This is a genomic window from Agriterribacter sp., assembly GCF_035445465.1.
Classification (GTDB): Bacteria; Bacteroidota; Bacteroidia; order Chitinophagales; family Chitinophagaceae; genus Agriterribacter.
On record NZ_DAOMQT010000041.1, the window covers coordinates 19,154 to 36,814 of the forward strand.

A 17,661-nucleotide genomic window follows, 5' to 3' on the forward strand; every position below is an offset into this window, starting at 1 on the left:
ATATCGTTTACACAACACTATCTTTAAAATGGCGCTTCCTCATCAAACTGTCCGTCATTCATTTTGCTGCCCTTTTGTATAAACAAACGGGCGTTATTATCTCCTCCATCGCCGGGCACAGGTTTCCAGTTGCCCTGAGGCGCTCCCATACCTCCAAAATTATCGCTTTCCATTTCTGTAAATTTCTGAATATGCAATAAGGCCCTCAGCTTAATGGTTTCCAGGGAGCCGTTACGGTGTTTGGCTATACGCACATGCGTTTCGCCTTTATTGCTCTCGCCAAATTCATTGGCTGTAATATTGTAATACTCCGGCCGGTATAAAAACATAACCATATCGGCATCCTGTTCAATGGCCCCCGACTCCCGCAGATCACTCAATTGGGGCATCTTATCGCCTTCCTTGCGTTTTTCCACCTCACGGCTCAACTGGCTCAGCGCTATTATGGGTATGCCCAGTTCCTTTGCCAACCCTTTCAGGTTCCTTGAAATGGTACTGATCTCCTGTTCGCGGTTGGAGCTTCGTTTGTCACCTGTGCCACTCATTAACTGTAAATAGTCAATAATAATCAGACTTACATTATGCTTATTCTTCAACCGTCTGCATTTGGCTCTTAATTCAAAAATATTCAGCGCAGGCGTATCATCTATAAAAATGGGTGCATTTTGCAACCGTTGAATGCCGTTGCGGTATAACTGCTGCATTTCGTGCTCCTCCATTTTGCCACGGGCAATTTTTTCTAACCATATCTCGCTTTCGGCACTTAAAATACGCTGCACCAACTGTCCGGCGCTCATTTCAAGACTAAAAAAAGCAATGGGGGTAGGCTTCGTAGCATGCAGGGCGGCATTACGTGCAAGGTTAAGCGCAAAAGCGGTTTTACCCACCGACGGGCGGGCTGCCAGGATAACAAGGTCGGTAGGCTGCCATCCGTAGGTTATCCGGTCTAAAGAAGGAAAGCCGCTGGGCACACCGGTTATATCTTCCTGGCGGTTGCGCATATCTTCAATCCGTTGTATGGTTTTTACCAGCACGGTATCAATACTGTCGAAGTTTTTGCGCAGGTGATTATTGGTGATTTCAAAAAGCTTGCTTTCTGCCTCATCCAGCAAATCAAACACATCGGTGGAGTCTTCATATGCATCGCTGATCACTTCTCCGCTGATGCGGATAAGATCGCGCTGGATGAATTTCTGAAGTATAATGCGGGAGTGGGTTTCCACGTTGGCAGATGATACCACCGCATTGGTTAGCTTGGTTACATAATACGGGCCGCCCACCAGTTCCAGCTCTTCTTTGGTTCTTAATTCTTCCACTACCGTAAGCAAATCAATAGGCATGCTTTTTTGTGCCAGGCTTTGCATGGCGCGAAAAATACGCTGATGTGCGTCTACATAAAAACATTCAGGTTTTAATATTTCAATTACGGTATCAAAGGCTGATTTTTCCAGCATAATTGCTCCTAATACAGCTTCTTCCAGGTCGCGTGCCTGTGGTGGCACCTTGCCGTATACCATCGAGCTCAGATCGAGGGCACTTTTCCGGCGGGTTTTACGGTCTTTATTGAGATTAGTAAGATGATCCATTCAATGTTTTTATATAGGGTGATATATCGTTGTTTGCCTGGCTGCCTGTCAACAGTATAGTACCCCCTTCATACAATTTGCATCCCCTCTTCCTTAATTAGCCTTAATTGTATTGATTATGCTTATGCTCCCGTATGATATGATGCGAACGTTAATGCATTATTACCGGAATGTTACCAACTGCGTCAGGAAGGCGAATTTAATACCATTGATTTTTGATAACCAAATTACAACTCCACTTTTTTTTATTAATTTATATCAACAGGGTTTTACACCTACTTAACAGGGTTTTACACCTTTATTTTCCATTTATGCACAATTTAGCGAAATAATGCTGCCTGTAAAGGAAATAATGCACAGCCATTGTGCGTAACAATTCCACTCGATTTTTTTGGCCAGACTATTATAACAACAGTATGGACTTACAGGCTTTTTTAACGCCCCGCTCAATTTAATTATCTTTGCCACCGCTTTATGTTTTGGTATTGAAATTGAAAAAGAAGTAATCATTATATGACCATCAGTTACAACTGGCTTTGCGAATATCTTCCGGTACCTATTACCCCCGAAAAATTGGCTGTTATATTAACCTCCTTAGGACTGGAAGTAGAAAATTTTGAGCAGACTGAAGCGGTAAAAGGCGGACTGGAGGGACTGATCATAGGCCAGGTGCTGGAAACAGAAAAACATCCCAACGCCGATAAGCTCCGGTTAACCAGGGTAGATACAGGTGCCGAAAAACCATTACAGATTGTGTGCGGCGCACCTAATGTTACCGCCGGCCAAAAAGTAGTGGTAGCGCCTGTTGGAGCAACCATTTACCCCTCTCAGGGCAATCCGCTTACCATGAAAGTGGCTACCATACGGGGTATAGAAAGCTATGGCATGATTTGCGCTGAAGACGAATTAGGATTGGGTAACAGCCATGACGGTATAATGGTTTTGCGTGATGATGCAAAACCCGGCACCCCGGCGGCGGAATATTTCCGGCTGCAAAGCGACTGGATTTATGAAATAGGACTTACGCCTAACCGTATGGATGCCATGAGCCACCTGGGTGTTGCCAAAGATGTATGCGCCTACCTGAGCGTTCACGACAGCAAAGACTACCCTGTTAAATATCCCTATACCAACCATTTCAAGAAAGACAGGCAGGGCACTGTTATTGAAGTAAAAATAGAAAACCGGGAAGCCTGTGAACGCTATAGCGGTGTTCTTATAGAAAATGTAACCATTGCGGAAAGCCCTGTATGGCTGCAACAACGCATCAAATCAATCGGGCTGCGCCCCATCAGTAATATAGTAGATATTACTAATTTTATTTTACACGAAACAGGGCAGCCCCTGCATGCTTTTGATGCAGACCAGATAAAGGGGAGTGCCATCATTGTAAAAAACCTTCCCCAAGGCACTCCTTTTGTCACTTTAGATGAGAAAGAAAGAAAACTGCACGCCGATGATCTGATGATATGTAACGGCAATGGCGAACCGATGTGCTTTGGTGGAGTATTCGGAGGCCTGCATAGCGGTGTAACTTCGGAAACCAAAAATATTTTTCTCGAAAGCGCATGGTTTAATCCGGTTACGATCCGCAAAACTTCTTTCCGTCATAATTTACGCACAGATGCCGCTGCCCGTTTCGAAAAGGGGGTAGATATCAGTAATACCGTAACGGTGCTAAAAAGAGCGGCGATGCTGATAAAAGAACTGGCGGGCGGAGCTATTGCATCGGATATAACAGATGTATACCCCCATCCTAAAGCAAAAAAACAGGTTGTTCTAACCTATCAATATCTCAAAAAGCTAAGCGGCAAAAGCTATCATCCCGGTACGGTAAAAAGAATTCTTATGCATTCAGGGTTTGAGGTGGTCGCAGAAGAGCCGGATAAAATACAGGTAGCCGCTCCTTTCAGCAAACCTGATATTGAATTACCCGCCGATGTTGTGGAAGAAATTATGCGGGTTGACGGCTATGACAACGTAGCCATTCCCGGCAGCATTACCATCAGCCCCTCAGTAGAAACCATTGCTTACCAGGAAGCATTAAAAGAAAAGATTGCGCATTACCTGGCCGGCAACGGGTTCAATGAAATATTCACCAATTCTATTACCAACAGCGCCTATTTTGATGAAGCCACCTTACGAACCTCGGTAAAAATGCTTAACAGCCTGAGTGCCGGATTAAATATTATGCGTCCCTCCATGCTGGAAACCGGGCTGGAATGCCTTGCACATAACATTAACCGCAAAAACAATAATCTCCGGCTGTTTGAGTTTGGAAAAACCTACCATACCGCAGGGGTTGGACAATACGAAGAAAAGGAGAAGCTATGCCTGTATATAACCGGGATGGTAAAAGAAGCATCCTGGAAAGCCAAAGAAGATAAAAGTGATTTTTACTACCTGAAAGGAATTACCGAAAGCATTTTGCGGGCTGCAGGCTTGCCGCATTACCAGCTACAACCCGCTACAGCCCAATACCTTCAATATGGATTACAAATAAAGATCCATAGCGATACGGTAATAACACTTGGACTGGCAGATGCATCTGTTGTAAAAAGATTTGATATTAAACAACAGGTTTGGTATGCCGAGCTGGAATGGGAAAAGATATACCATTATGCTTCAAAACAGCAACCGGGATATTCCGAAATACCAAGGTTCCCGGCGGTACAACGCGACCTTGCTATTGTGGTAGATAAGCAGCTTCCCTATGAAAAGGTAGAACAGTCCGTTAAAAATGCCAATATCAAAAAGCTGCAGTCTGTAAACCTGTTTGACGTATTTGAAAGTGATAAGCTGGGTACAGGTAAAAAATCCTTTGCCATAAATATGACATTCTTAGATAACGAAAAAACCCTGACGGATAGTGAAATTGATGGTATGATGCAGCAGATCATGCATACCTTTGAACAGGAATTGTCGGCAGAAATAAGGAAATAAACTGTATCTTATTGCTGTGTTTATGTATGAGCCACCTTAATGAACATATTAGCCGGGTAAACGAAAAGCTGCAGTTGCTGCTCAAACAACATCATACATTGCTGAAAGAAAACATCAGGCTAAAGCAGGACCTTGAACAAATTAAGTTAAGTGAACAAACCATAAAAGAAAAAGCGGCATGGTTACAACAGCAGGTGGAGATTGCAAAAATTTCTTCCGGGCAGGCAGGACAGGAAGTAAAATCAGAGCTGGAGAAACGGGTCAATGCATACATTAAAGAAATTGATCAATGTATTGCTTTGCTGGTAAATCAATAGTTAGATCCTTTTTACCAGCCGCATCCGCTGTTCCTCCTTTCCTCCCGACAGTTCGAGCGTATACACACCGTATGGCAAATCATTGAGTCCGTCCCAGCAAAAAGACTTCTGTGCCGGCACCACTTCCGTTTCGAACATGCTGCACACTTTTCCTTTATCGTCTTTAAGCACGGCTCTTAAAGAGGAAGCGGTAGCATCACTTAGCTCAAAGAACAGAGTATCAATAAATATCAGGGATTTTAGTTTTGCAAGCATGTATGGATGGTTTTTCGGTTTTAGATTTCATCAATTGTTTGGGCCTATTTTTAACATAACGGAATAAATTCAGCCTACTGTTGATAAACTGTGAATAAATTTAACATTAATATTCAGCATATGCAAACGCTCATAGCTATTAATATTGGGATTGGCGACAGAACTTACAGGATCAAGGTAGCGCCTGAGGATGAGGAACAGGTAAGAAAAACCATTAAAATCATTAATGATAAGATCATTGAATTTAAAACAGATTTTGCGGGTAAGGATATGCAGGACTACGTTTCTATGGTGCTGCTATGGTATGCAACCCAGCTACAGAGCGGAAAATCAACGGTTTTGGAGAAGGACGTTACGGAAGCCCTTTCAAAGATGGAGGGGCAACTGAATAAAACCCTCGGGTTGTAATGTACCGGCCAACAGTAAAAAACATCTTGCGAACCGAACATCATTTCAAAGCGTACTGCGGCCGATCGCCCGTTTTACAGCTTAACGTATTTTATCAAACATCAACCCCAAAAATGGCTCATCACAAACGTAACATCATTCTTTACCTCTTTCACTGAGCCATTGTTCAGCCATATCCCTGTCAGCGTTTAGTGGTAACGGTATGGATCAACTGCCCGTTGGTATCATACTCGTCTGTTGAAACCAGCGCGCCTCCGGGTGCATAGTTGTTCCACTTCCCCCAAAAAAAGCCCAGGTTATATACCCCTTCACTCCGTATGCTCCCATCTTCATAATAATACGTTGCGGGTCCCTCAAAGCGGCCCAGGCTGTCGAGCAGTAATTTACCTTTCAATTGCCCGTTGGCATAATATTCCGCGTAAGCTGTTCTAATGTTTTTGCGAAACTGTACAAAGCCGGTAATATTGCCCGCTGTATCCTTCATGATTTTCGAAACAATACTATCCCCGCGGGAATAGTATTGTTCAGCGCTGTAAAATTCGCCCGCACCAATTATCCGGGTAAAGCCGGTATCGCTGTTTTGACGTATAGAATCAAAGAATGCCTTATCGGTTTTACTGATTCCGCCAGGTAAATGATTTACCGTGTTTTCACAACCCATACACAGTATCGCTACTACAACAGGAAATATAAAAAAATTCATAAAAAAAGTATAGAAAAGAAATCCCGCTAAAAAGCTGCTTATATATCTGTTTTAATCAACAAAAGAAGTCCAGCCTTTCCACCAATCTCCTTCGGGGGTACCCGCAGCGCCTACCGCTCCCCTGAAAGTAACAGGCGTAAATCCGCTAGACACCTTGGCATGTGCGAAACTGGCAGCATTCAGTAAGGGCGACCCGGCCTGCGGTGTAAAATCAGGATTGGCATAATTAAACGCAGCGGTGAGTTTCACTGCTTCATTTTCAGCCAGTATTTCATTATTATATGCAGCGGTACCAAACCAGTTGCTCACATCAGTATTTGTCCATCCTGTTGCGGCATCGGTGTTATCGGCAAACTTAGTGGGCACCACACAACCTGCAATGGTAGTGTTTTGAATTACCAGTTTTCCTGCTATAATATTTCCCTGAACAGGTGTTCCTTTACTGGCATCAATCAGCAAGCCGGTAGGCCAACCCATGAAAACAGAATTGAAAATAGATGTGCTGGTATTCCGTCTTAACTGTGCGGCCGCATTATACAGGCTATTACCAATATTAGTTGATTTTTCACGGGGGCCTATAGCCGTTATATTGCTGAATACCGGCGCTGTTTGAGGAGTTAAACTACTGCCGTTGGCGTCATTGTCACTTTCAAATGCCTCTACTTTTGAAATATCAGCCCGGGACGAATCTCTCAGCACTATGCCAAACTGCACATTTCCCCTGTATCCGTTATCGCTGTCAAAATCATCATCTAATGTTTTGTAGGCAATTAAATGGCTGCAGTTAACAGTACCGCCAAACCATTCAAAGGCATCGTCTAATGCATAGCTTACCTGCACATAATCAACAGTGGTACCATTGCCTACACCACCAAAAGTGAGCGAGTTCAATTCTTTATCGGGCAGGAAAGCGTATCCTGCATATTCTACGCGTACATATTGCAGTGAGCCGGAGTTATCTGTGTCATCGGCTCCGCCATATAACCCCAGTCCATCGGCGTTATTAACACCCCCTTCTATTTCACCCACACCTGCAACGCCGTTAAAGGAACTGTTTGTTTTTGCACGTCCAAGCAAAACAATGCCTCCCCAGTCGCCGGCAGAGGGCGTTGAGGCATCGGATGTAAATACAATAGGCTTTTCCTTTGTTCCGTTAGCGATCAGCCTGGTGCCGCGGGTAACAATTAATGCACCACGGGTAGATTTTTCGCCTTCAATCCTTGCACCTGCTTCAACCGTTAAAGTAGCGCCGTCTACCACATATACCACTCCTCTTAGCTTATATACCGTACCCTCTTTCAGTGTTCTGTCTGCATTAATCTTGCCTGAAAGAATAGTACTTTCACCCGGCGTACCACCGCCACCATCATCTCCTTTAATGCTACCGTCAACTTCAATTTTGCGGCAACCGGCAGTTAGTAGTACGCCCAGAACTGCAAATGTTAATATCTTTTTCATACTCCTGTATTTGTTAATTTTTATAATGTGCAATTTTTATTTAATGGTATATCCAAAAGAAATGCTGATCGTTGTTCCATAGTTTCTGCTTATAGCTACTACATCCGAAGATCCCAGCTTCAGGTTCTTACTTTTATCCACATCGTGATAGAAGTATGCCCGTTTATTGAGTATGTCGGATATATTCAGACGGATATCGCCTTTGCCGTTAAGCACTTTTTTTGCTATTTGAAAATCAAGGAGCGGGCGGGAGTCTTCCCATATTTCAGGTACCTGCTCATTACCTACATATAAAATCCTGCGTCCAATCTGGTTAAATAGCAGTGTTGTGCTTATTCCTGCTTTTTCTATATCATATTGAAGTGAGCCATTGATAACATAAGGCGATTGCCCCTGCATGGGCCTGTTTATTTTTACATTGGGATCATTGACCTTATTAAAGATGTAGGAAAGGTTGGTTTGAAAAGTGAAGTTTCTCAATGCATGAGCGAAATCGAGCTTTTTGCGAAAATCAAATTCAATTCCATACCCTGTTGCTTCCTGTGCATTTAAAAAATTAAATGTATTGGTAGCTACCCCGGATTGATTAAAATATAACTCTATAGGGTTTTTAAAATACTTATAGAATACACCTAAGGTTACCATTTCTCCGGCACGTGGATATAATTCATACCGCAGGTCAACATTCGTTACTTTAGTTCGCTTAAGTGAGCTGGAGCCAATAACGGCTGCGCCTAATTCAAAATCGTAGAAGGCAAAATTGGTAAGTTCGCGAAACTCGGGGCGAATAATAGTTTGAGAACCCGATAAACGGATATTTGTTTTGGAGTTCAGCTCAAAAGTAAAATTAACAGCGGGAAGCAGATCGCCCTGCTTAATATGTGCATGGCGCTCGTCATTTTGTTTTACGCTTCCCACCAACTGGTCAAAATGCTCATACCTTGCTCCCCAAACCACTCTTAACCAGGAGCTGAATTGATTATCGAACTGGAAGTACGCGGCATTTAAAATACTGTTGGCCATGTACCGGTATTGTTTACCAATAATTTCATCAAACTTAAATTTCCTGGGGTCGCCGGCATCAAAATTAGCTTCGTTAAATACATGGTCCTCATCCTGCAGGCGCAATGGGGAAGTTCCGTCTACCAGGTAAATGGAGAAAGGCCTTGAATCAAAGAGCCGGTCTTTTACCTGGAAAAGGTAGCCTGCTTTTACTGTTTGACTCTGCCCAAAAAGCCTGAACCGCTTTGATATATCCCCGCCCGCATTATAGATATAGTCTGACAGCATGGAATAAAACACACTGCCCGTTTTTTGAGATCTGGATTGTCCTATCAGCAAATTATACGGAGCATTCGGTTCTTCTCTCGACTGGTTATACTGAACCCTCCGCTGCTGGGGTATATACCCGTCAAGAATATTAAAGCTGCCATACCAGTTAATCCTGGTACCCAGGGAAGCGATATGATGCTCCCCTATGAGTTGTGTATTAAAAAATGTATTGGAGCGAAATGCCAGTTCCCTGGCACGGATATTTTCTCCCAACACCGGATCCTGTTCATAATCAACGCCGGTTCTTAAAGTAGTATAGTCAGATGCGTTTACATTGAGGATGTTTTTTAAACTGATCTTGTTATTTCTGTCTAATTTAACAGAAAAATTGGCCAGTACGCCCGCCAGTACATCATTGCTGTATTTATGGCTGTTGTAATCAAATAACAGAGAACCCTGGTTATTATCAAAACTGTAAAAACCATTATCAAAATCCATATTCCGGCCGGAGCGGCTGTAGGTAAGCCCCAGGATCGCTCCAAAGTCTTTTTTGAAAAACTTCGCGTTAAATCCACCATTCAGTTGAAAAGAAGCATTAAGCGGCGCCCTGCCTTTATGCACAGACCAGTTGGTAGCTATGCTTTTACCCAGGTCTGCTTTTTTCGCATCGGGCAGTTCCTGGAAATTCGTTTTGGTAGGAAAATGGCCCGGCAATGCCCTTGATTCGTCATCAATTCCTAACCAGTCGGTGCGCCCTCCATTATAGGTATAAAAATCTTTGCCAATGGTTTGCGTATTAAAACCAGTGCCAACCTGCACAGAAAGAAAATCAGCAGATGGAATGTCTTTCGTATTTACCTGCACCAGCCCCCCGGCCCATTCGCCGGGGTATTCCGGAACAAAAGCTTTATTGATCACTATATTATCAATCATGGAAGAAGGAAAAATATCGAAGGAAAAGGTTTTTCTATCGGGCTCGGTAGTAGATAATTGTACTCCGTTTAAAAGCGCTGTATTATACCGGTCGCTTAAACCCCGTACAACAAGGTATTTCCCTTCCTGTATGCTGGTTCCGGGAATTCTTTTTAATACCTCTCCTGTATTTTTATCCGGGGAACGGCGAATACTTTCCGCCGAAATTACAGAAGCAACCGTGTTCGTGTTTTTTTGAAACGCGATGATCGCATTTACCGTTTCTCTCCGGGCATTGGTTCTGCTGGCTGTAACAACTACTGTTTCCAAGCTCTTTGCTGCAGTCTCTATAATAATATTCAACTCGTTTGCATTGTCATCAGCCACTTCTACCTCATCAATATGTTTCTCTGCATAACCCACTGCTGTAATAATTAGTCCATATGTTTTGTTGGGTGAAAGATGCAGCGTATAGCGGCCTTCTATATCCGTAATGGTTCCGCCGGCAGCCCCTGAAATTTTTACAGATGCACCGGATACAGGTTCGTTTTTTTCATTTACCACCTTACCTGCTAACGGTATGGTTTGCGCATGAACAAATGAAAAGGATAGCATGAAAATAAATACTGCACAACTTCTAAGCATAACTGGCATACCTGAATTTTCGGCAAAGAAAGCGCCGTGGTGTTAACTCATGATGAATGCAAGGTTATCAATATGTTGCCCGCAGATTACCCGAATATTAACGCCATGCAGGAAAAATGTGGATTAATACATCGTATGTTAAGAAATTATTAACTCTTGAAATAGGGGGTGGGCAGAAAATGATACCTTTACTTTTGCCCAAAGTTTCCGTTATGATCAATTCAATAATGAAGATCTTTTTGCCTAAGGATCGGGTTTTTTACCAACTGTTTGAAGAAGTTGCCGTTAAAGTACTGGAAATGGCCAGGAAATTAAAAGAAGTGGTGCACGAACCGGATTACGATAAAAGATCTGCGATAGCTTCCCAGATTGAAGAGCTGGAACACGTAAACGATGATCTTACACATAAAATTTTCACCGAATTAGGCAGAAATTTCATCACGCCCTTTGACCGCGAGGATATTCACTACCTGGCATCTGCGTTAGATGATATTGCAGATTATATTTTCGCATCATCCAAAAAAATAAAATTTTACCGGGTTAACCCCAATGACCAGGGTATGCAAAAGTTTGCTGAGCTTATTGTTCAGGCGTGCGAGCATATTAAGGTAGCCGTTCATGAGCTGCGCGATATGAAAAACCTCCGGCAGATAACGGAATCCCTGGTAAAAATAAACAGCATAGAAAACCAGGCGGATGACATTTTTGATATGAGCATTGAACGCCTGTTTGCCACAGAATTAGACGCCAAAGAAGTAATTAAGAAAAGAGAGATTTACCAGGCTATGGAAATCGCTACAGATAAATGTGAAGATGCCGCTAATGTAATTGAGTCCATTATCGTTAAATATGCATAATGTTTGAGCAGTTGAACATTCCCTCTTCTTATTACCGCATTTTCAAACAAAAGGATGTATGACCTTATTAGTTGTTATTATCATTCTAGCCTTGATTTTTGATTACATTAACGGATTTCACGATGCAGCCAACTCCATAGCCACTATCGTTTCCACCAAAGTGCTCACTCCCTTTCAGGCGGTACTTTGGGCGGCATTGTTCAACTTTGTAGCATTCTTCATCTTTAAAGATCACGGCGTAGCCAATACCATTGCCAAAACAGTAAAGGAAAGCTATATTACCCTCCAGGTGGTGCTGGCGGGATTGTCGGCCGCCATTATATGGAATCTTATTACCTGGTGGTTTGGCATACCTTCTTCATCCTCGCATACTTTAATTGGAGGGTTTGCCGGCGCAGCCATTACCAATGCAGGCTTTTATGCCATCAATATGGCCCCGGTGATGCAGATCGTGGCATTTATTTTCTTAGCGCCGCTCCTGGGCATGATCATGGCGCTGGTTATTTCGCTATGGTTCATCAACGCTTTCAGAAAAAGCATATGGCCCAAACTCTTTTCCATCGGGCTTATATTGCTTACGGTATTAACGCTTTCCCAGATCATGGAATTCGACCCGGTCAATTTAAAATCGCATTACGAAGGTTATATATTAAAGGTCATCTTTCATTCTCACAATTTTAAGCTGCTGCTGCTTGCTTTAATTGTACTGATCATGTGTGTATTCACACTCTTTCTCAGCAGGCTGAATGCGCACCGGTCTACGGTATGGTTTAAAAAACTGCAACTGGTTTCTTCAGCGGCATTCAGCATTGGTCATGGTGGTAATGACGCCCAAAAGGTAATGGGTATCATTACGGTAGCGCTCATTTCCCACGGCAGTATCAGCACTTTTGATGAAATGCCTAACTGGGTGCCCATATCCTGCTATACCGCCATAGCCCTGGGAACTTTAAGCGGGGGATGGAAAATTGTAAAAACCATGGGCACCCGCATTACCAAGGTAACGCCCTTTGAAGGCGTTGCCGCCGAAACGGCAGGCGCCATCACACTCTTCGTTACCGAACACCTTAAAATACCGGTAAGCACCACCCATACCATTGCAGGCGCCATAATGGGCGTTGGCGCCACCAAACGCCTGTCGGCCGTGCGCTGGGGTGTTACCGTTAACCTGCTTTGGGCGTGGATCATAACCATACCGGTAAGCGCGCTCATGGCAGCCATCATATACTGGCTCTCCCATTTCTTTTTTTGATGCTTTAATCTGCTTTACTTTAACCCGAAGTGGGTAACTTCGTCCGGGGTTAAAACCGGCCCATAACAGCCAGTCGTTACCTCATGCTGTTGAGTGGAAGAAAAATATCAGCGCTTTGTAAAATGGCGAAAACGGCGGCAGGAAGCGGGTAAGCAGACAATACATTCATTACGATAAAACAGATCAATATTTCCAGATGAAAGGAATTATTTTGGCGGGAGGATCAGGTACAAGATTACATCCTATTACTTATGCTATCAGCAAGCAAATGATGCCGGTTTATGATAAACCCATGATATACTATCCCTTATCAACCCTTATGCTGGCGGGTATCAGGGAAGTGCTGATCATTTCAACACCGCATGATCTGCCTAACTTTAAAAAGCTTTTTGGAGACGGCAGCCATTTAGGATTGCAATTTTCCTACGCCGAGCAGGCTGTACCTAACGGTCTTGCCCAGGCGTTTGTAATAGGCGAAAAATTTATAGGAAAAGAAAAAGTAGCACTGGTACTGGGCGATAATATTTTTTATGGAAGTGGGTTAGGCCGTACACTAAGCCACAATATTGACCCCGATGGCGGAATAGTATATGCTTACCAGGTAAGCGATCCGGAACGTTACGGGGTGGTGGCGTTTGATGAACATATGAACGCTTTGTCTATTGAAGAAAAACCGGTTAAGCCCAAAAGTAATTACGCGGTTCCCGGGCTGTATTTCTATGACAATGACGTAATCGGTATTGCAAAAAGCTTAAAACCTTCTCCAAGAGGAGAATATGAAATAACAGATGTTAACAAAGCCTACCTGGACAGGAGAAAGCTGAAAGTATCGGTATTGGACAGGGGAACGGCCTGGTTAGATACCGGAACATTTGATTCGCTGATGCAGGCCTCCTTATTTGTGCAGGTAATTGAACAAAGACAGGGCATCAAAATTGCCTGTATAGAAGAAATTGCATACAGAAAAGGATTCATTGATAAAGATCAATTATTAAAAATTGCCCAACCCCTTATGAAAAGCGGTTATGGTGAATATCTTTTGAACTTAGTATCTTGAATTAAATTTTTATAACTGATATGAAAAAGATTCTGGTAACAGGTGGCTGTGGTTATATTGGATCGCACACTATTGTTGACCTGATTGAAAACGGGTTCGACATCATTTCTGTTGATAACAATTCACGTTCCTCTGAGCACTTACTGGAGGGTATTGAAAAAATTACCGGCAAAAAAGTAAAGAACTATAAGGTAGACCTGTGTGATTTTAACGATACCAACGCCATTTTTGAAGAAAATGAGGATATTGCCGGTATCATTCATTTTGCGGCTTATAAAGCGGTGGGAGAATCGGTGGAGAAACCCCTGCTCTATTTTGAAAACAACCTGGTTTCCCTCATCAATCTGTTAAAGTGCGTTGAGTTTTTCAAGATCCCTTATTTCGTTTTTTCTTCATCCTGCACGGTTTATGGCAACCCCGACCATATTCCCGTAACCGAAACAACGCCTACAAAAGCGGCAGAATCACCCTATGGCTATACCAAGCAAATGGGCGAACAGATCATTGGCGAATTTTCTCATGTTAATAATACTTCCTGTGTTTTACTACGCTATTTTAACCCGGCAGGGGCTCATCCATCGGCACTCATAGGAGAACTGCCCATTGATAAGCCGCAGAACCTTGTGCCGGTTATTACACAATCTGCTATTGGCAAGCTGCCCGGTATTACTGTTTTTGGAAATAACTATGCCACGCGCGATGGTTCCTGCGTAAGGGATTTTATACATGTAAGCGACCTGGCTCATGCCCATACGCTGGCGCTCCAGTACCTGATAGAACAAAAAAACAACAGCAATCCCGAAATATTCAACTTAGGCACCGGATCCGGGATTACCGTATTGGAAACCATAAAAACATTTGAAAAAGTAACCGGCATATCTTTAAATTACACCATAGGCGCTAACCGTCCCGGGGATGTAATTGCTATTTATGCCAATAACGATAAAGCCAGACAGCAATTAGGCTGGCAGCCCCAATTTACCTTAGAGGATATTTTGAGCACAGCATGGGCATGGGAGCAAAAGCTTAAGGAAGATGAAAAATTGTTCACAGGAAAAAATATCCAGTTAAATTAATCCATATAAAACATAAAATATACAAGTAACAAATTATGCTAAAAGACATACAGGTAACAGGACAAAAAGATACAAGAAGCGGATTTGGTGACGGCATTTATGAATTAGGTAAAAAAAATCCCAATGTAGTAGCGCTTACGGCAGACCTTGCCGGTTCTTTAAAATTAAACGCCTTTATTAAGGACTTTCCGGACCGTTTTATACAATGTGGTATAGCTGAGGCAAATATGATAGGTATAGCTGCCGGTTTAACCATCGGCGGTAAAATTCCATTTACCACCACTTTCGCCAACTTCTCCACTGGCAGGGTATACGACCAGATCCGCCAGTCGGTGGCTTACTCCGGTAAAAATGTAAAAATATGCGCTTCCCACGCCGGGTTAACCTTAGGCGAAGATGGCGCCACACACCAGATATTAGAAGATATTGGCATGATGAAAATGTTGCCCGGCATGACGGTGATTGTGCCCTGCGACTACAATCAAACCAAAGCAGCAACCCTTGCCATAGCAGATTATGAAGGACCGGTATACCTGCGCTTCGGAAGGCCAGTTTGGCCCATATTTACCAATGCCGGTGAAAAATTTGAGATTGGCAAGGCGCAATACTTCTCACAGGGAAGTGATGTGGCCATTTTTGCCTGCGGACACATGGTTTGGAAGGCTATTGAAGCGGGCATACAATTAGAAGAAAAAGGGATCAGCACGGAAGTAGTGAATATACATACCATTAAGCCGCTTGATGAAGCAGCCATATTAGCCACTTTGCGCAAAACAAAATGCGCGGTAACGGTGGAAGAACATAATGTTATTGGCGGCTTAGGCGATGCAATAGGACAGGTAGCAGCCAGGCATTTCCCGGTTCCAATTGAATATGTGGGTACTAATGATACTTTTGGCGAAAGCGGTAAGCCCTTAGAGCTTTTAAAGAAATACGGGCTTGATACTCCGGATATTGTTGCAGCCGCAGAAAAAGCATTCAAGCGGAAGTAAAGTACGCAAAATAAAATCCAGGTATGGCAATTAATCATGCTGATGATATTTCGTTACTGCAGGAATTCCGTAACCCCGCTACTAAAGAAAAGGCTTTTACCGGTATTATTAAAAAGTATCAGGAGAAACTTTACTGGCATGTGCGCCGCATAGTCATTCATCACGAAGATGCCAACGATGTTTTGCAGAATGTATTCGTTAAAGTATGGAAAGGACTTGATAACTTTCGCGAAGACTCCCAATTGTATACCTGGCTATACCGGGTTGCCACCAATGAATCGCTTACTTACATAGAACAACAAAAGCGAAAATCTTCTTTATCTATTGACAATGAGGGAAGCATGGTTAACCAATTGGCAGCAGACAAGGATTTTGACGCCAGTAAAATAGAATGGAAATTACAAATGGCCATCCAGCAACTTCCTGATAAGCAGCGTATTGTATTTAATCTGCGCTATTACGATGAAATGCCCTACGAAGAAATGAGCAGGGTGCTCGACACCTCAGAAGGCGCATTAAAAGCCAGTTATCACCATGCGGTAAAAAAGATTGAAGACTTTATTCTGAATCATTAAACCTTGTACATATAACGTAGTCTTAACATTTAATGAAATGTAATGTCAGGTTATGAAACGTAATTCAGATATAGAGAAAGAGTTAAGGGAAATCAGCCCTGTTGTTGCTGAACTGGGGAACGACCATGTTTTTCAGGCTCCACCCGGGTATTTTGAAGACCTTCCTCAAAAAGTATTAACGCTTATAAAATTAAATGAGGAACATACTGAGTTACCGGCTAATGAAGAAATTAAACAATTATCTCCTCTTATTGCAGCACTGAAAAACAAATCTGCACTGAGCGTTCCTCCCGGTTATTTCAATGCTTTTCCCCAACACATTACGGATAAACTTAAACTTGCTGAAAGAGAAGAAGAGACTCCTGTAATAAGGATGAACACAGGCAAAAAAAGAAAATGGATGAACTACGTAGCAGCGGCTGCCGTAACGGGTGTTATTGCTATAAGCGCGTTGTTTTTACTGAACACCAGCAGTCGCGAAGCGCCGCCCCTTGCCCAAAATGAGGACATTCAACCGGTATCAAGCCGGTTACCTGAAATCGCTGATATTGACTTAGCAGGCTATCTTTCTGCAGTGCCCGAAACGCCCGAATGGCTTTTAGAAAATGCTGACGCTGAATTTGAGCAGATTGCCTTTTTGAAAATAGACGACAGCAACCTTAGTGATCTGCTTAAGGATATTCCTGATGAAATACTCAGGAACTATGAACAGGATATTTCCGTGGAAGTTGCTTTATAAAACCTCCTGGTAAGCCACTAAAAATTTTATTTTTTGAATAAGACTTATAGATATTATTCTTAAAATGATGTGCTCTTTTGAAATATTTCTATCAGAATAAAAAATAAACAATTTTTTACGTGAAAAAACTTTTTTTACTTTTTGGATTTATTACATTTGCAGCCCTGCTAACCAACGCACAAGAAGCTGCAGACTCCGGAAACGGCAGAGAGAAAATAAAAATGCTTGAAATTGGGTATCTCACCCGGCAATTGCAACTCTCTACCCAGGAAGCCGAAAAGTTTTGGCCGTTGTTTAATAAATACCGACAAGAATTAAGAGTTGCTATTAGGGATAAAAATATTAATGACGAACTCGACAGGCAACAAAAAGTCTTGGATATAAGGAGAAAATACCGCAAAGATTTTAGCAGTATTTTAGATGAAGAAAGGGGACGAAGGGTGTACGACTCGGAAGACAGGTTTAAAACGATGGTGCGAAAGGAGATGCAGCAACGGATGAAAATGAAGCAGAATGGAACAGTGCCGCAACCTAAGCACAAATGATTTTTTAAATACAGAATAATTACCTAATTTTAACTTGGTGTTTTTCATAGGTTAGCAACGGCTGGCTCT

Annotated in this window: 16 protein-coding genes; 11 read left to right on the forward strand and 5 right to left on the reverse strand. The window is 42.7% G+C overall.

Annotated elements, in window-relative coordinates:
* Positions 1 to 23 precede the first annotated feature (23 nt).
* A complete protein-coding gene (dnaB, locus tag PLE34_RS16390) occupies positions 24 to 1,586 on the reverse strand; it encodes a replicative DNA helicase (protein WP_324558700.1) in 1,563 nt (520 codons plus the stop codon).
* Positions 1,587 to 2,099: 513 nt separating this feature from the next.
* On the opposite strand from dnaB, the gene pheT reads away from it, so the two are divergent.
* Together pheT and PLE34_RS16400 are read left to right on the forward strand one after the other, a co-directional pair.
* Positions 2,100 to 4,529 (forward strand): phenylalanine--tRNA ligase subunit beta, encoded by a 2,430-nt coding sequence (pheT, locus tag PLE34_RS16395; protein ID WP_324558701.1) that lies wholly within the window; start codon positions 2,100 to 2,102, stop codon positions 4,527 to 4,529.
* Positions 4,530 to 4,555: 26 nt separating this feature from the next.
* A complete protein-coding gene (locus tag PLE34_RS16400; protein ID WP_324558703.1) occupies positions 4,556 to 4,846 on the forward strand; it encodes a hypothetical protein in 291 nt (96 codons plus the stop codon).
* On the opposite strand, the gene PLE34_RS16405 is transcribed toward PLE34_RS16400, so the two are convergent.
* A complete protein-coding gene (locus tag PLE34_RS16405) occupies positions 4,847 to 5,101 on the reverse strand; it encodes a hypothetical protein (protein WP_324558704.1) in 255 nt (84 codons plus the stop codon).
* Between the two features lie 120 nt (positions 5,102 to 5,221).
* Here PLE34_RS16405 and PLE34_RS16410 point away from each other — a divergent pair, with 120 nt between their 5' ends.
* Positions 5,222 to 5,509, forward strand: coding sequence for a cell division protein ZapA (locus PLE34_RS16410; protein ID WP_324558705.1), 288 nt, complete (start codon positions 5,222 to 5,224; stop codon positions 5,507 to 5,509).
* A 181-nt stretch (positions 5,510 to 5,690) separates the two neighbouring features.
* Here the strand turns inward: PLE34_RS16410 and PLE34_RS16415 are convergent, their stop codons facing one another.
* The 3 genes from PLE34_RS16415 to PLE34_RS16425 are packed head-to-tail and all read right to left on the reverse strand — an operon-like array spanning position 5,691 to position 10,499.
* On the reverse strand, positions 5,691 to 6,212 hold the full coding sequence (locus tag PLE34_RS16415) for a toxin-antitoxin system YwqK family antitoxin (protein ID WP_324558706.1): 522 nt from the start codon (positions 6,210 to 6,212) through the stop codon (positions 5,691 to 5,693).
* Between the two features lie 51 nt (positions 6,213 to 6,263).
* Positions 6,264 to 7,670, reverse strand: coding sequence for a beta-helix domain-containing protein (locus tag PLE34_RS16420; RefSeq protein WP_324558707.1), 1,407 nt, complete (start codon positions 7,668 to 7,670; stop codon positions 6,264 to 6,266).
* 36 nt (positions 7,671 to 7,706) lie between these two features.
* Positions 7,707 to 10,499 carry a TonB-dependent receptor domain-containing protein gene (locus PLE34_RS16425; protein WP_324558709.1) on the reverse strand — a complete coding sequence of 931 codons (2,793 nt, stop codon included), beginning with the start codon at positions 10,497 to 10,499 and terminating at the stop codon, positions 7,707 to 7,709.
* Positions 10,500 to 10,711: 212 nt separating this feature from the next.
* Between PLE34_RS16425 and PLE34_RS16430 the strand changes: the two genes are divergently transcribed.
* The 8 genes from PLE34_RS16430 to PLE34_RS16465 all read left to right on the forward strand — a co-directional run bounded on the left by PLE34_RS16430 (position 10,712) and on the right by PLE34_RS16465 (position 17,592).
* On the forward strand, positions 10,712 to 11,356 hold the full coding sequence (locus tag PLE34_RS16430; RefSeq protein ID WP_324558711.1) for a DUF47 domain-containing protein: 645 nt from the start codon (positions 10,712 to 10,714) through the stop codon (positions 11,354 to 11,356).
* 58 nt (positions 11,357 to 11,414) lie between these two features.
* On the forward strand, positions 11,415 to 12,608 hold the full coding sequence (locus tag PLE34_RS16435; protein WP_324558713.1) for an inorganic phosphate transporter: 1,194 nt from the start codon (positions 11,415 to 11,417) through the stop codon (positions 12,606 to 12,608).
* 196 nt (positions 12,609 to 12,804) lie between these two features.
* The gene (gene rfbA, locus PLE34_RS16440) at positions 12,805 to 13,665 is read left to right on the forward strand and encodes a glucose-1-phosphate thymidylyltransferase RfbA (protein WP_324558715.1); all 861 of its coding nucleotides are present in this window, start codon (positions 12,805 to 12,807) and stop codon (positions 13,663 to 13,665) included.
* A gap of 20 nt (positions 13,666 to 13,685) precedes the next feature.
* Complete coding sequence (gene galE, locus PLE34_RS16445; RefSeq protein WP_324558717.1) at positions 13,686 to 14,741, forward strand: UDP-glucose 4-epimerase GalE; 1,056 nt, start codon at positions 13,686 to 13,688, stop codon at positions 14,739 to 14,741.
* A gap of 35 nt (positions 14,742 to 14,776) precedes the next feature.
* Positions 14,777 to 15,733, forward strand: a complete 957-nt coding sequence (locus PLE34_RS16450) for a transketolase family protein (protein ID WP_324558718.1) — start codon at positions 14,777 to 14,779, stop codon at positions 15,731 to 15,733.
* Positions 15,734 to 15,756: 23 nt separating this feature from the next.
* Entirely contained in the window at positions 15,757 to 16,308 is a 552-nt protein-coding gene (locus PLE34_RS16455) for an RNA polymerase sigma factor (RefSeq protein WP_324558720.1), read from the forward strand.
* 52 nt (positions 16,309 to 16,360) lie between these two features.
* Positions 16,361 to 17,047 (forward strand): hypothetical protein, encoded by a 687-nt coding sequence (locus PLE34_RS16460; protein ID WP_324558722.1) that lies wholly within the window; start codon positions 16,361 to 16,363, stop codon positions 17,045 to 17,047.
* 119 nt (positions 17,048 to 17,166) lie between these two features.
* Positions 17,167 to 17,592, forward strand: a complete 426-nt coding sequence (locus PLE34_RS16465) for a hypothetical protein (protein WP_324558723.1) — start codon at positions 17,167 to 17,169, stop codon at positions 17,590 to 17,592.
* Positions 17,593 to 17,661: the final 69 nt, after the last annotated feature.

Bases quoted from the DNA above. Each gene is read 5' to 3' on its own strand.
- dnaB (WP_324558700.1), bottom strand. From the start codon at position 1,586: ATGGATCATCTTACTAATCTCAATAAAGACCGTAAAACCCGCCGGAAA.
- pheT (WP_324558701.1), top strand. From the start codon at position 2,100: ATGACCATCAGTTACAACTGGCTTTGCGAATATCTTCCGGTACCTATT.
- PLE34_RS16400 (WP_324558703.1), top strand. From the start codon at position 4,556: ATGAGCCACCTTAATGAACATATTAGCCGGGTAAACGAAAAGCTGCAG.
- PLE34_RS16405 (WP_324558704.1), bottom strand. From the start codon at position 5,101: ATGCTTGCAAAACTAAAATCCCTGATATTTATTGATACTCTGTTCTTT.
- PLE34_RS16410 (WP_324558705.1), top strand. From the start codon at position 5,222: ATGCAAACGCTCATAGCTATTAATATTGGGATTGGCGACAGAACTTAC.
- PLE34_RS16415 (WP_324558706.1), bottom strand. From the start codon at position 6,212: ATGAATTTTTTTATATTTCCTGTTGTAGTAGCGATACTGTGTATGGGT.
- PLE34_RS16420 (WP_324558707.1), bottom strand. From the start codon at position 7,670: ATGAAAAAGATATTAACATTTGCAGTTCTGGGCGTACTACTAACTGCC.
- PLE34_RS16425 (WP_324558709.1), bottom strand. From the start codon at position 10,499: ATGCTTAGAAGTTGTGCAGTATTTATTTTCATGCTATCCTTTTCATTT.
- PLE34_RS16430 (WP_324558711.1), top strand. From the start codon at position 10,712: ATGATCAATTCAATAATGAAGATCTTTTTGCCTAAGGATCGGGTTTTT.
- PLE34_RS16435 (WP_324558713.1), top strand. From the start codon at position 11,415: ATGACCTTATTAGTTGTTATTATCATTCTAGCCTTGATTTTTGATTAC.
- rfbA (WP_324558715.1), top strand. From the start codon at position 12,805: ATGAAAGGAATTATTTTGGCGGGAGGATCAGGTACAAGATTACATCCT.
- galE (WP_324558717.1), top strand. From the start codon at position 13,686: ATGAAAAAGATTCTGGTAACAGGTGGCTGTGGTTATATTGGATCGCAC.
- PLE34_RS16450 (WP_324558718.1), top strand. From the start codon at position 14,777: ATGCTAAAAGACATACAGGTAACAGGACAAAAAGATACAAGAAGCGGA.
- PLE34_RS16455 (WP_324558720.1), top strand. From the start codon at position 15,757: ATGGCAATTAATCATGCTGATGATATTTCGTTACTGCAGGAATTCCGT.
- PLE34_RS16460 (WP_324558722.1), top strand. From the start codon at position 16,361: ATGAAACGTAATTCAGATATAGAGAAAGAGTTAAGGGAAATCAGCCCT.